Source organism: Verrucomicrobiia bacterium (assembly GCA_019634625.1).
Classification (GTDB): domain Bacteria; phylum Verrucomicrobiota; class Verrucomicrobiia; order Limisphaerales; family CAIMTB01; genus CAIMTB01.
Window position 1 is genome coordinate 13,907 of record JAHCBA010000031.1, and the last position, 14,242, is coordinate 28,148.

At 65.8% G+C, this 14,242-nt stretch carries 11 protein-coding genes; all 11 read right to left on the minus strand.

What is annotated here, in order from left to right:
• Positions 1-741: 741 nt before the first annotated feature.
• The 11 genes from KF833_16850 to KF833_16900 all read right to left on the minus strand — a co-directional run bounded on the left by KF833_16850 (position 742) and on the right by KF833_16900 (position 14,053).
• Positions 742-1,239, minus strand: coding sequence for an antitoxin (locus KF833_16850; protein ID MBX3746979.1), 498 nt, complete (start codon positions 1,237-1,239; stop codon positions 742-744).
• On the minus strand, positions 1,229-1,543 hold the full coding sequence (locus tag KF833_16855) for a nucleotidyltransferase domain-containing protein (protein MBX3746980.1): 315 nt from the start codon (positions 1,541-1,543) through the stop codon (positions 1,229-1,231). Before KF833_16855 ends, KF833_16850 begins: the two co-directional genes overlap by 11 nt.
• A gap of 152 nt (positions 1,544-1,695) precedes the next feature.
• Positions 1,696-2,526, minus strand: a complete 831-nt coding sequence (locus KF833_16860; GenBank protein MBX3746981.1) for an exosortase/archaeosortase family protein — start codon at positions 2,524-2,526, stop codon at positions 1,696-1,698.
• Between the two features lie 1,708 nt (positions 2,527-4,234).
• Positions 4,235-6,430, minus strand: coding sequence for a hypothetical protein (locus tag KF833_16865; protein ID MBX3746982.1), 2,196 nt, complete (start codon positions 6,428-6,430; stop codon positions 4,235-4,237).
• Positions 6,431-7,371: 941 nt separating this feature from the next.
• Positions 7,372-7,848 carry a YhcH/YjgK/YiaL family protein gene (locus tag KF833_16870; protein MBX3746983.1) on the minus strand — a complete coding sequence of 159 codons (477 nt, stop codon included), beginning with the start codon at positions 7,846-7,848 and terminating at the stop codon, positions 7,372-7,374.
• 15 nt (positions 7,849-7,863) lie between these two features.
• Positions 7,864-8,547 carry a hypothetical protein gene (locus KF833_16875; GenBank protein MBX3746984.1) on the minus strand — a complete coding sequence of 228 codons (684 nt, stop codon included), beginning with the start codon at positions 8,545-8,547 and terminating at the stop codon, positions 7,864-7,866.
• Positions 8,548-8,627: 80 nt separating this feature from the next.
• A complete protein-coding gene (locus tag KF833_16880; GenBank protein ID MBX3746985.1) occupies positions 8,628-9,626 on the minus strand; it encodes a GDP-L-fucose synthase in 999 nt (332 codons plus the stop codon).
• A gap of 30 nt (positions 9,627-9,656) precedes the next feature.
• Positions 9,657-10,670, minus strand: coding sequence for a GDP-mannose 4,6-dehydratase (gene gmd, locus KF833_16885; protein ID MBX3746986.1), 1,014 nt, complete (start codon positions 10,668-10,670; stop codon positions 9,657-9,659).
• Complete coding sequence (locus KF833_16890) at positions 10,667-11,728, minus strand: SDR family oxidoreductase (GenBank protein MBX3746987.1); 1,062 nt, start codon at positions 11,726-11,728, stop codon at positions 10,667-10,669. Before KF833_16890 ends, gmd begins: the two co-directional genes overlap by 4 nt.
• Before the next feature lie 19 nt (positions 11,729-11,747).
• Positions 11,748-12,848, minus strand: a complete 1,101-nt coding sequence (locus KF833_16895; GenBank protein ID MBX3746988.1) for an Ldh family oxidoreductase — start codon at positions 12,846-12,848, stop codon at positions 11,748-11,750.
• The gene (locus tag KF833_16900; GenBank protein ID MBX3746989.1) at positions 12,845-14,053 is read right to left on the minus strand and encodes a DegT/DnrJ/EryC1/StrS family aminotransferase; all 1,209 of its coding nucleotides are present in this window, start codon (positions 14,051-14,053) and stop codon (positions 12,845-12,847) included. Before KF833_16900 ends, KF833_16895 begins: the two co-directional genes overlap by 4 nt.
• Positions 14,054-14,242 lie beyond the last annotated feature (189 nt).

Genomic DNA, 14,242 nt, shown 5'->3' on the forward strand with positions numbered 1-14,242 from the left:
AGGCAGGGAGATTAAGATTAAGATTAAGATTAAGATTAAGATTAAGATTAAGAGGACGAGGCCTGCTGCGAATCGCTGAGATGCACTGGCAGCAGGGCGGGGATGTGGGGGGCGGGGCAGAGGCTGGGTCGGACTCTGTTGGGTGTGCACGCTTTAGCGTGTCGGGGGCAGGTTTGGGAGGCTCACGCTGAAGCGTGGACACCCAACGCTCCCTCTGATCCCACCCCTCCGCTTCACCCTTCAGAGGGACGAGCTCTGCGAGTCCGCAGTCCATTGCTCCACTCCCTTGCGGCCTCGTGGAACTCGGCCCTCCGATTTCACCACCCCGTTTCACCTTTCGGAGGGACGAGCTCCGCGAGGCCGCAATCCATTGCTCCACACTTTTTCCCCCTCCTCGGGACTCGTACTCAGCCCGAAGGGCGGTACTCGTACTCGTTCTCGAACCCGCAGGCACACCGTTTCAGCGTCGCCTCATGGCGGGTCCGATGGGTGCGATCGTGTTCGGACCTCCCATTCCGCATGCGAACCGGGCAGGGAGATTAAGATTAAGATTAAGATTAAGATTAAGAGGACGAGGCCGGCGGATGGGTGGGTTCCGTCTTCCGCCTTCTGCCCTCAGGTTTCAGGTCTCAGGTTTCAGGCTTCAGGCTTCAGGCTTCAGCCTTCAGCCTTCCCTCCACGAACCCTGGCACTTCCAGGCTCATGCGGTCCAGCAATTCCCGGTGGGTGGGTTCCTTTGCATCAAGGTGGCTTGGGTGCGTCGCCGATAAGAAACTCGCAGAAGCGTTCGAGGGCCTCCTCGAATGCCCGGACGTCGCCCAGCCATCGTTCGGCGAGCTGGATCACACGACCGGGATCCAAAGTGAAATCGTAGCTGTGACGAAAGATGTGCCGGAAGCCGCGGAGATCGTTGGCGAGTCCTCGATGCCCCTCGGGAAGTACCGCGGGCCGCCACCCGTCGATGGGCAGGAACATTTTGTCGAGGAGTTCTCGATGCCATCGGCCGCGATCCACCACGTGATTCTCGAAGGTGCGTGAGACCTGTTCGAACGAGTTTTCGAGCGCGTTGTAGAGGTTGTGCAACAGGTAGGCGGCGGCCGCGCAGTTCCGGAACTCCCGCGGGTCCGCTTTCAGAGCCGCCACGGACGTTCGCAATTCCTCCGACAACCGCCCGATCGATTCGATATCGTGCCTCAGGACCGCACACAGGCCTGCGCGGGCGGCGGGATCAGGCTTCATAGAGCAACCGTCCGTGATCGAGGATCTGACTGCGGAGGAGGGGCGAGGCGTCCTCGATACGGACCAGATCGACCGGACCGCGCAGGAGAGAGTCCAGCCGCGACCAACCCCCGTACAGGGCATCGGGAGCCAGCCCCGCCACGGCAAAGTCGAGATCGGATCGCCAGTCGAGGCGCCATCCCCGGACCGCCGATCCGAAGAGCCATACCTGTCGGACACCGGGCTGGGCCGAGAGGAATTGCACCGCCCGCGCGATCTCCTCCTCCAGTTCGCCCGGGGATAGCAGACCGAGATCCTCTTTCATGGAGGGTCCGTGTGACTGCCGCTTTGGGTGGCCAGGATTCCATCCTCCGTGCCCCGGTGTCTCCGTGTGAGGCACAGCCTCCGAAGGGAAACTCGTTCTGCTCCAGGCCAGGTCGGTCGGGCCGATTCGCCCTGCCAGCTCCAGCACCCGTCTCACGCCTCGGCCAGGCGCCGTTCCGCCCTGAGGATGAGCCAGGCCAGCGCGGCGAGCCCGGCGGCGGTGAACATCAGCACGCTCCAGCCCGCGGCGTCATGGACCACGTCAATGGCATCCACCCCGCGTCGCGCCGCGGTGATGGAGAGGTAGAGGGACCGCCCGAAGTTGCCGACCACCGCCAGGGCCACGCCGACCACCAGGAACAGCACCTTGGCGCCGCCGCGCCGGAAGGTGAGATCGGCAATGAACAGGGCGGCCATGATGCTGGCCTGCAGACTGCGAATCCCGCTGCACGCTTCGTCCACACCGACGGCGCCCTGGGGCAGTTGAATGACGTTGCCGGTTCGGAAGGCGGGAATGCCGAGGAGATTGAGGGCCTCGACGTTGAGCACGGTGATGAAGCCCTGGAGTCCGAGCACCACGGGGTTCCAGAGCAGCCGCGGAATGGGCACCGCGACGAAAAGGAAGAGGATCGGAAAAGCGAAGCGGCGCGCCATGGGCGCGCCGTGCTGGAGCCAGATCAGTGCGAGCAGGAACCCGGTACAACCCAGACTGAGGGCGAAGCTCGATGCGGCCGTGCTGGCCACCGCGTGTTTGTGCAGTTCGGCCACGAGGACCAGCGGCATCGAGAACAGTGCCAGGAGGAGCGGCCCCCAGGCGGAAGCGGGCGGCTCGGACGCCGGCCGGGTGGGCCATCGTTCCCAGGCGAGATAGGCGGCCAGGGGCACGACCAGCCAGCCGTGCTGGAATTCGACCAGCGCACGCCAGTGAACCTGGAGATCGAGCACCCACCAGCCCAGGACCAGGGCAATTGGCAAATGGCGCAAAAACATTTCTGAATGTGTCGAATCGTGAATCGGGGATCGGAGCGGCTCCTCTTTTCGGAGGGACGAGCTCCGAGAGGCTGCAATCCATTGCACCACTCCCCTGTGGCCTCGTGGAACTCGGCCCTCCGATTTCACCACCCCGCTTCACCCTTCGGAGGGACGAGCTCCGCGAGTCCTCAATCCATTGCTCCACTCCCTTGCGGCCTCGTGGAACTCGGCCCTCCGATTTCACCATCCCGTTTCACCCTTCGGAGGGACGAGCTCCGCGAGTCCTCAATCCATCGCACCCCTCTCCTGCGGCCTCGTGGAACTCGGCCCTCCGATTTCACCACCCCGCTTCACCCTTCGGAGGGACGAGCTCTGCGAGTCCTCATCCCACCGCTCCACTCCCTTGCGGCCTCGTGGAACTCGGCCCTCCGATTTCACCACCCCGCTTCACCCTTCGGAGGGACGAGCTCTGCGAGTCCTCAATCCATTGCTCCACTCCCTTGCGGCCTCGTGGAACTCGGCCCTCCGATTTCACACCCCCGCTTCACCTTTCGGAGGGACGAGATCTGCGAGTCCTCATCCCACCGCTCCACTCTCCTGCGGCCTCGTGGAACTCGGCCCTCCGATTTCACCACCCCGCTTCACCTTTCGGAGGGACGAGCTCTGCGAGTCCTCATCCCACCGCTCCACTCTCCTGCGGCCTCGTGGAACTCGGCCCGGAACTCCGCTATGAAGCATCGTGCCACATCAGCGGATGCACCTCACCCTTCCATTGCCAAGAGTCGACATCCTTCACCAATCCAGCCCGAACAGGATTCTCCATCACATAGAGCCACTTCTGTGAGTAGCTCTCACCACTGCGGAGTTGCCTATCGAAGAAATCCTTCTGCCAGATGGGCTTATCCTCCGGCCAAGGCCAGCTCCGAGTTACACCAGAGCGCCACCATTGCATCCACGACTTGAGGGGTGCGGATGGCAATCGTTTGGGCGCACAAAAGAAGTGCATATGGTCGGGCATCAAGAGGTACCTGCCGACCAGCCATTCCCCATCACCCGACCACACCCGCATAATCGCCTCGGCTGCCTGCTGTCGTGCGAGCAAGGGACGTCGGTTCCGGACAACCTGGGTGACATAGATGAGTATCGTCTGGTTGTGAAACCCCAGCGGCGCAAGGTGCGGAAGCGCAATGCGCCTGTTCGCATCCGACGGTTGAGCGTCCGACTGCACTTGCTTGGATTATTCAGTACTGTGCACCCCTCCCCTGCGGCCTCGTGGAACTCGGCCCTCCGATTTCACACCCCCGCTTCACCCTTCGGAGGGACGAGCTCTGCGAGTCCTCAATCCATTGCTCCACTCTCCTGCGGCCTCGTGGAACTCGGCCCTCCGATTTCACCACCCCGCTTCACCTTTCGGAGGGACGAGCTCCGCGAGTCCTCATCCCACCGCTCCACTCTCCTGCGGCCTCGTGGAACTCGGCCCTCCGATTTCACCATCCCGTTTCACCCTTCGGAGGGACGAGCTCCGCGAGTCCTCAATCCATCGCACCCCTCTCCTGCGGCCTCGTGGAACTCGGCCCTCCGATTTCACCACCCCGCTTCACCTTTCGGAGGGACGAGCTCTGCGAGTCCTCATCCCACCGCACCCCTCTCCTGCGGCCTCGTGGAACTCGGCCCTCCGATTTCACCACGCCACTTCACCCTTCGGAGGGACGAACCGGGCCTATTCCATCCGCCGCAGGGCGGGTTCCTCGAGTTCGACCAATTGGCCGGGAGCCAATCCCTGGAACCGGATGGCCAGCCAGCGGGCTTCGGCCATCGCAGGGGCTCCGAAATCACGGTGCCGGGACCAGATGGTCGGCGCGAATTCGCCGAGGCCGGCCCGGATGGCCAGGCCATCCGCTGGAACCGATTCCAGTTCGCCGTGACGCCATACCTCGCCATGGGCGGTGAACAGAAACGCCTGCGCAAAGGTCGGTGTCGGCCCCGGCTCGGCGTGGATTCGCGTGGTGAAGACGTCCGATCCCCGCACGATCCCGGGCAGGGCCAGGTAAAACATGGCGTCCCGGTGGGCATCGCCCGGTTGGCGCACCTCGATGGCCACCCGGTCGGGTTCGATCTGAAAGATCTGGGTGGCGCCGTGCTGTCCCGCACGCGGCACGAGATCCCGCGCGGTGTACCGTCGCCAGATGGGCGGCGGAGGCAGATCCGGCTCGAATCGCACCGAGGCCGCATCCACCCGGCCCGCCTCGTCCCGCCAGGTGAGGCGCACCCGCCGCGGCTCCGACGGGAGATCCGGGCGGCGGGTAAATCGGACGGGAATGTCCAGGCGCGCCAGGGGAGCGACTTCCACGGAACCTCCCAGGCTTGGGCCAGGTTCCCGGTCTGGTCGGGCCTCCCCGCCGGTCGCGGGTCCGGCGCTCCAGCCTTCGGGGGCGTCGATGCGCCAGGTGCCCCGAACCGGACGGTCGGTGAAGTTGCGCAGTTCGAGACGCGCATCCCCCTTCGTTTCCGCCGCCAGGCGCAGGGACTGACGCGGCTTGTCCTCGGTCCAGGCGTCGCTCATCCGGAGGCGCAGGACGACGGGCGACGGTTCCCGGCGGGGCGGCAGGGAGTCGAGTTCGCGTTCGAGGTCGGGCGCGATGCGGGGAGGGGCGCCGAGTTCCCTCCGAAACGGTTCCCACCGTACCTCGGCAAGCTGGTAGGGCGCCGGTCCGGTCCGCAGATGGAAGGTTCGTTCCGGGGCCAGATCGATGGCCGGCAATTGGGCGGGATCGAGTAGCACCCCGGAATCGAGGCCGAAATGCACAAAGGGCGTGCCTTCCGGCCACGTGACCTCGAGGCGCAGACGTTCGGGAACCGGGGGGTCCATGACCCTCCCCGGCGGTGCGAGTTCCCTGGGCCTGCCCGGAGACCACAGGACGGACCACCATGCGCCGTCGGGTTCCTCGATCACCAACCCGATGCGGGCACCGGTGGGTTCATGGACCAGTGACCAGAGCGGACGACAGCCCGGAATCCGGCCGGCCAGTTGCACGATCGCCAGCAGTGCCGGACGCCATCGTCCTTCGGGATCGGTGAGACCGAAGTCGGAGATGACTTCAACGTAGTGGGTGAGAAGAAAGGGGAAGTGTCGCTCCACACCTTCCGCCCAGGACTCGACCAGGGTCCGCTCATGAAACGCGGCCTGACGATCCAGGTGCCCGGGGTCGGAGGCCAGGGTGACGGGCAACTGGAAATACCCTATCTCGGTGAGCCACCACGGCCCCTCGATCCCGGCAGCCCGGGCAAAGACGCGATGATGCGCGAGGAAGTCGGTGAAGTCCGCCGCCCAACCGTAGTAGTGGAGGTTGAGTCCGTCGGTCCATGAGGCCAGACCGTTGTGGGCCAGTTCCAGGGCGTAACGGGCGGGTCGAAAGGCCAGGGACGGCATCAGGACGGGGACCTCGGGACGATCGGTCTTGATGGCCCACCAGGCGGCCTTGAGGACCGCCGCCATGTCCGCGGCGCTGTTCTCGACGAAGTAGAAGTCCGGTTCGTTGTAGACCTCCCAGGCGTCGGGGGAACGCGGGGCCGGAGGGAGATTCGTCCGGCAGGTCCAATACACCGAAAACAGGTCCTGCGGCAGCCGCTCGGGAGGTCGTTGCCGACCGGGTTGGTAATTGCGGACGTCGGCCAGCCATCGGAATCCGTTCTCCTTTCCCAGCGGCGACGCCCCGCGGGTCCAATGAAGCCCGGGCCGGCCCGACAGCGACCGGAGCACCTCGAGGGTGTTGGATCCCGATCCGCTGATGTGCCCGCCCCACTCAAAGTCAGCACCCGATGCCGCCAGGCCGAACGCCGCGATCAGGGCGCCCGGGACGCGACGCCAAGGAACCCAGACCGAAGGCAGAGACGCCCGATTTCCTTCACCCTCCATTCTCTTTGCGTCTTTGCGTCTTGGCGTGAGGAACGGGGGCTTTCGAGGTCGAGTACCGCCCTGCGGGCTGAGTACGAGTACGAGTACGACGCATGGGTGAGTTCAGTTGTGGAGTCTCACGCGAAGACGCGAAGACGCCAAGGAATCCAGACCGAAGGCAGCGATGCCGGGCTTCTTTCACCAGGCATTCCCTTTGCGTCTTTGCGTCTTGGCGTGAGGAACGGGGCCTTTCGAGGTCGAGTACCGCCCTGCAGGCTGAGTACGAGTACGACGCATGGGTGAGTTGGTTTGCGGATTCTCACGCGAAGACGCGAAGACGCGAAGGAATCCAGACCGAAGGCAGCGATGCCGGGCTTCTTTTACCCGGCATTCCCTTTGCGTCTTTGCGTCTTGGCGTGAGGAACGGGGTCTTTCGAGAACGAGTACGACGCATGGGTGAGTTGGTTTGCGGATTCTCACGCGAAGACGCGAAGACGCCAAGGAACCCAGACCGAAGGCAGCGATGCCGGGCTTCTCTTACCCGGCATTCCCTTTGCGTCTTTGCGTCTTGGCGTGAGGAACGGGGGCTTTCGAGGTCGAGTACCGCCCTTCGGGCTGAGTACGAGTACGAGTACGAGTACGACGCATGGGTGGGTGAGTTCAGTTGGGGAGTCTCACGCGAAGACGCGAAGACGCGAAGGAATCCAGAACGGAGGCTGCGCCACCCGATTTCCTTCACCCGCCAACTCCTTTGCGTCGTGGGGTCCCGGCGTGAGCCCCAGGCGCCACGCGGCACCCTTCAGGGTGCATCCCGACGCACCGCCCACCTTCAGTCCTCAGTCCTCAGTCCTCAGTCCTCAGTCCTCAGTCCTCAGTCCTCAGTCCTCAGTCCTCAGTCCTCAGGCTTCAGGCTTCAGGCTTCAGGCTTCAGGTTTCCGGTTTCAGGCTTCAGCCTTCAGCCTTCAGGCCCCACGCACCAGTTCCCAGGCGACCTTGATCACCAGTTTGGAGACGGATGGATTCAGGCCGTCGGCGCGCTTGGGACGGTGGGCGTCGCTGGGATGGAAGATGGCGTAGCTCCCGGGGACCATGTGGAGGGTGGTGATGGAATCCCCGGGTTCATAGAACTGGAGATCCTTTGCCTCGTCGAAGGGGCCGGCGGGCCGGAGCGTGGACGCAAGCTGCCAGTCGATGCGTTCTCCGCCGGCGATGCAGTATTGGAGATCGACGTACTTCCGATGGCTTTCGTACCGGCACTGCTCCGGCGGCAGGGTTTCGTAGCCATGGACGTTGACGTACATGGCGTCGCCGCGAAGGGGCCGGATGCCGGGCTCGGGGTTGGGTGGCAGTTGACGCAGCCAATCGAATGCGAAGCGCCAGGCCTCATGGGCCAGCAGGTGGGAATAGGCGTCCGGAGCGGAGAGGTGTCCGTAGATCATGGAATCGGGGTGGGGTCAGGGGATCAACTGAAGGCCGCGGGCCGCACAGGCTTCGCGGTGATCCGTGCCGGCGGCCAGCATCACGAACACACCGTCCACCGTCTTGTCCGGATGCAGGTGCCGCATCAGGGCCACCTTGTCGGCGAGGTTGTCGATGTCATCGATCTTTGCGGGCGTTTTGACCTCGAAGACGATCACGGTCGGCCCCAGGACAATGAGGTCGAATTCGCGGGTCTTGCCCGGACGAAAAACCACACCGGCCTCGTCGGTGATCTTGCGCCGCAACTGGACGTGCTCGGGCTGGATGTCGGAACGTTGCAACCCATAGCGAAAGGCGCCCGCCACCACGTCCTCGAGGCGATGGCCCGCCTTGTCCAGAAACCCGCCGACGTTGAGGTGCATCCAGTCCCGCACCCCGGCCAGGTCCTGACGGACCTCCTTCACGCCCTGCTCCAGGGCATCCATGCGGTGGTCCACGGCATCGAACCGCTGGTCCAAGGCCTCGAACCGGGCCTCGTTTTCACGGCGGGAAGCCTGCACCTCGTCGAGCAATCGGGCGAACTCGTCACGGCGCGGAAAGTGCTCCGCCAGGATGCCTTCGAGGACCAGCGCCAGTTCGCGATCCTCCACGAGCGCCCGGGGAAGCTCGCGGATCACGTACCGCTTGATCTCTTCACGTTCCTCAAGAGTCAGGCTCATCGCGGTATCGGATGGAATCGGTTCGGGCGACGCGGGAGCTATCAGCCCATCCCTTTCCCTGCGCTCCTGTCATCCTGTTACTACTCCCGCAGACGCCCTTCGGCCAGTTCACACTGGAAATCCGCGTAGGTGCGTCGAAGTCCCTCGGACAATGAAATGGAGGGCTGCCAGCCCGTGGCCCGGAGGCGGTCGATGTTCAGCAGCTTGCGCGGAGTGCCGTCCGGCTGAGCCGCATCCCAGCGCAGTTCCCCTTCGTACCCCACCACCTCCCGCACGCTTTCCGCAAGTTCCCGGATGGTCACGTCGGTGCCGGTCCCCACGTTGACCCAATCCGGCGGCTCGTCGAGGCCGAGCAGATGGATGCAGGCCCCGGCCAGATCGTCCACGTGCAGGAATTCGCGGCGGGGACTTCCGCTGCCCCAGAGCGTGACATGCGGCAGGCCATCGCGCCGGGCCTCATGAAACCGGCGGATCATCGCGGGCACCACGTGGGAATGGGTCGGGTGATAGAAGTCCCCCGGCCCGTAGAGATTGGTCGGCATGGCCGAATGAAACAGCACGCCATGCTGGCGCCGGTAAGACTGCGCGAGCTTGAGTCCGGCGATCTTGGCGATGGCGTAGGCTTCGTTGGTCGGTTCCAGCGGACCGGTGAGCAGGCAGTCCTCGGTCATGGGCTGCGGCGCGTGCCTCGGATAGATGCAGGAACTCCCGAGGAAGAGGAGGCGCCCGACCCCGTGCCGCCAGGCGGCATGAATGACATTCAGCGCGATGGCGAGGTTCTCCTGGAGGAACTCGGCGGGAAAGGTGCGGTTGGCGTGGATCCCACCCACCCGCGCCGCCGCAACCAGCACGATGTCCGGTCGTTCCCGACGGTAGTACGCCTCGACCGCGGCCCCGTCGCACAGATCCAGTTCCGATCGGGACGGCAGCAGCAACCGGTTGGCACCACGCCGTTCGAGGCAGCGCACCAACGCCGAACCCACCATGCCGCGATGCCCCGCCACGTGGATGAGGGCGTCGGGATTCAAGGCGGGGGACGATCGATCCACAGGCGACGAAGCGGGGTTCGAGTCAGTCATGGATTGTCCTGCACCCTCCAAGCCGTGGTACTAGCCCCGGGCCTGCTGGACGGCCAGCTCGTGCCTGGCCAGGGCCAGATCGGCGTCCACCATGATGCGGACCAGTTCCTTGAAGCGGACCCTGGGTTCCCAGCCGAGCTGGCGTCGGGCCTTCCCGGGATTGCCGATGAGAAGATCCACCTCCGCGGGCCGCTCGTAGCGCGGGTCGTGACGGACGTACTGTTTCCAATCCAGGTCCAGAAGACCGAAGGTCTCCTGGCAGAATTCCTGGACGGAATGGGTCTCGTTGGTCGCCACGACGTAGTCGTCCGGGCGTTCCTGCTGGAGCATCAACCACATCATCTCGACGTATTCCTTCGCGTAGCCCCAGTCGCGCCGGGCGTCGAGATTGCCCAGATAGAGGGCATCCTGGAGGCCCATTTTGATGCGGGTGGCGGCGCGGGTGATCTTGCGGGTCACAAACGTCTCGCCCCTTCGCGGCGATTCGTGGTTGAAGAGGATGCCGTTGCTGGCATGGACCCCGTAGGATTCCCGGAAGTTCACGGTCAGCCAGTAGGCATAGACCTTGGCGCAGGCATACGGGGAGCGGGGCCAGAACGGGGTGGTCTCCGTCTGCGGCACCGCCTGGACCTTGCCGTACATCTCGGAGGAACTGGCCTGGTAGAAACGGACTTTGCCGGACAGACCGCTTTCACGGATGGCCTCGAGGATGCGGATGGTGCCCAGGCCGACGACATCGCCGGTGTATTCCGGGATGTCGAAGGACACGCGGACATGGCTCTGGGCGCCGAGGTTGTAGATCTCGTCGGGTTCGAGTTCGTACAGGAGCCGCACCATCTGCACCGAGTCCGCAAGGTCACCGTAGTGCAACCGCAAACGCTGCCCCTGGGCATGGGGATCCTGATAGAGGTGGTCGATCCGCTGGGTGTTGAACGACGACGAACGCCGGATGATGCCGTGGACCTCGTAGCCCTTTTCCAGAAGGAGTTCCGCCAGGTAGGAGCCGTCCTGTCCCGTGATGCCCGTGATGAGTGCCTTTTTCATCGAGAATTCGCCGTGCCGGCGATCGCGCCGGGCGGGTCGTCCGCCTGGGAGCGCCCGAACCAGCGGGTGGTGGCCGCCAGGCCGGTGCGGATGTCGCGGGTATCCGCCAGGCCGAGAATCTCCCGGGCGCGCCGCATGTCCGCCTGGGAATGCCGGATGTCGCCCGGGCGCGCCTCGCGATGGGTCGCTTTCACCCCGGCGGCTTCGGGTCGCAGCCTGACGGCCTCGCCGGCGAGGATCTCGAAGAGGGCATTGAGAGTGGTCGCCTGCCCCAACCCGACATTGAACACACGGGGCTCGCCCGGCCGCAGTTGGGCGGTCGCGGCCAGAAGGTTGGCACGGGCGACGTGTTCAACCGGACAGAAGTCGCGGCTGGTTTCCCCATCGCCGTAGATCTCGACAGGCCGTCCGGTCAGCAGGGCATCGATCCAGCGCGGGATCACCGCGGCATAGGCACCGTTGGGGTCCTGGCGGGGTCCGAACACATTGAAATACCGGAGCCCGACCGAGATCAGGCCGTAGCAACGCTCGAAGACGGCCGCGTACTGTTCGTTGATCGACTTCGAGACGGCATACGGGGACAGCGGGCGCCCGATGCGATCCTCGACCGCCGGCAGATCGGTGGCGTCGCCGTACACGGCACTGCTCGACGCGTACACCACCCGGCGCACCCCGGCCTGACGGGCGGCCTCGAGCATGTGCAGGAAGCCGGTGACGTTGATGGCATGGGTGGTGACGGGGTCCTCGATGGACTGGGGCACCGAACCGAGGGCGGCCTGGTGCAGCACATAGGTCACACCCCCCATCAACCCGGCCAGGTCCGCCCGGTGGAGGATGTCGCCCTCGCAGAAACGGAACCGCGCCCACTGCGCGCCTCGAACCCGGCGGCGCACGTCCTCGAGGTTCTCGCGGTGCCCGGTTCGGAAATTGTCGAGGCCGACGACCTCCTGATCCTGGGTCAGGAGCGTCTCGAGCAGGTGGGACCCAATGAACCCCGCCACGCCGGTCACCAGCCAGCGGTGGGGATGTTCCAGTCCGGGAATCGGCGCAACACTCATAGGATCATCCCCCGCCCCGTCAGTCCGCGCGAGCCAGGGCCGACCGGTCCCACGCCGGCTGGCCGCACGCCGACGCGATGGCGTCGAACGCGTCCATTTCGGAGTCGGTGAAGAGAAGGCCCCCCGCCCGGGCGCAGCGTTGCGCCGCTTCGTGCTCGAGTTGCCCCGGCAGCAGGGCCCCTTCGTTGCCCGGCCCGAGAATGTCCGACACCACCGCCTTCACATTCGCGTCCCGGTCGAGCCCCGCCTCCCAGCGTCCTCCCGACACGGCCTCGGGATGGATCGCCATGAAATGGAAACTGGGGGTCCGCTTGGAAGCGTCGCTGGACGGGAACCGGCCCCTCACCGTCGGCCGGCCGCCGCCGATGAACGCTGCGAACAGTTCGTCCACCAGCCCCAGGCCGTACCCCTTGTGTCCGCCGAACGGAAGCAGCGCCGATGCCCGGGCCGGATCCCGGGTCTCGTTGCCATCCGCATCGACCGCCCAACCGGACGGCAGCGGCCGTCCTTCCCGGCCGAGTTGCTGGACGCGTCCCATGGCCGCCGACGAGGTGGCGAAGTCGATCAACACGGGGAACCCGATCGACGTCCGGGTGGGAAAGGCCCAGGAATGCGGGTTGGTGCCGAGCGCCGGCCGCCTTCCGCCAAAGGGCACCACCTCGGCCAGCATCGCCGTGCAGTTGGTGTACCCGATGAATCCCTGCCGCGCCGCCTCGAGGACATACGCCCCGCCCCACAGGTAATGCCACGCCTCATCCACGCTCACCATCCCCACCCCCTGCTCCCGCGCGATCGCCACGCACGTGTCCATGGCGGCATAGGCAACCCCGGGACCCAGCTTGCGATGCGCGTTCCACACCCGCGCGGCGGGAAATCGCACCGGCAGGACCTCGACCGCCGCCCCCGGCACACACCCGCCCACCCTCGACCCGAACAGGTCATCGAGATGCAGCGCCTTGATGGCGTTGTGGGTCCGGATCCCGTGCCGCGCCGCCTCGCCGCAGACCTTCACCATGGCGGCCACTTCGTCCGGCTCGAACCCCCGGGCCGCGAAGGCCGCCGTCACCAGGGCATCGTGCGCCGCCTGCGGCACCACCCAATGGGCATTCCCGGCGCTCATCGGGAAATCGCCGGCTCGCCCTCGAGAAACGTGGCCACGCCGGCCACCACCTCGTCCCGCTGCTCCGCGGTCAGTTCCGGATACACCGGCACACTCAGCACCTCGCCCGCCAGCCGTTCCGACACCGGCAACTCCGGCGGCACCCCGGTGGCGGGACGGAAGCACGCCTGGGCATGAAGCGGGATCGGATAGTAGATCTCCGTCCCGATGCCCCGCCCGGCCAGATGATCCCGGAGTGCCTCCCGCCGCCCGGGTCCGGGCACGCGGAGCGTGTACTGGTTCCAGATGGAATCGTTGTGCGGATAGGCCACCGGCAGAATCAGCCGCGCTCCGTCGCCCGTCCCCCCGCCGGCGACCGGTTCCTGGCAACCGCACCGCGCCGGTTCCGCCACCCGGACTCCGGGCAGGGCCGCCAACCGCCGCGTGTATTCCCCGGCGTGAGCGCTCCGGGCGGCGTTGTACGACCCGGCATGCGGGAGTTTCACCGCCAGCAACGCGGCCTGGAGCGGGTCCATGCGGAAATTCGCCCCGACCACCTGGTGGTGATACTTCGGTCGCCCCCCATGCACTCGCAGCAACCTCGCCCGGTCCGCCAGGGCATCGTCCTGCGTCACCAACAACCCTGCATCGCCGAACCCGCCAAGGTTCTTGCTCGGAAAGAAACTGAACGTCCCGAAATCCCCCAGCCCTCCCACAGGGCGACCCCGGTACCGCGCCCCCAGCGCCTGCGCGGCATCCTCGATCACCCGCAATCCTTCCCGTCGCGCCCAGGCCAGAATCGGATCCATGTCCGCCGACTGCCCGAAGAGATGCACCGGGATCACCGCCTTGCACCGGGCGGTCCGGCGCCGCACCGCATCGGCAACGTCGAGATTGAAGCAGACCGGACAGACATCGACGAACACCGGCGTGGCCCCCAACCGCGCCACGCACCCGGCGGTGGCGAAGAAGGTGAACGACGGCACCAGCACCTCGTCCCCCGGCCCAATGCCCAGCGCCATCAGGGCCAGCAGAATCGCGTCCGTCCCCGACGACACCCCCAGCGCGTGCCGCACCTCCAGTCGCGCCGCCAGGTCCGCCTCGAACGCCTCGAGTTCCGGGCCCATGATGAACTGCCCCGACCGCAGCACCCGGTCGAACGCCGCCCGCAGTTCCCCTTCCAGGGCCAGGTTCTGACCCTTCAAATCCAGCAACGGTACCGGCATGATCTTACGTCTCCCACCCACGCGCACCCCTGCCCTCAACCCGCCTCAAGTCCCTCGGGATCTGCGGCTTCGCGGGCACACTTCGTGCCCGTCGGTTCGCCTGCAAATGCCCCTCCAGCGCCCCTCCGGCAGACCGATCTGACACTCGGGAATCCCCCTCCCAACGCCCTCCAGACCAGCAGATCGGGG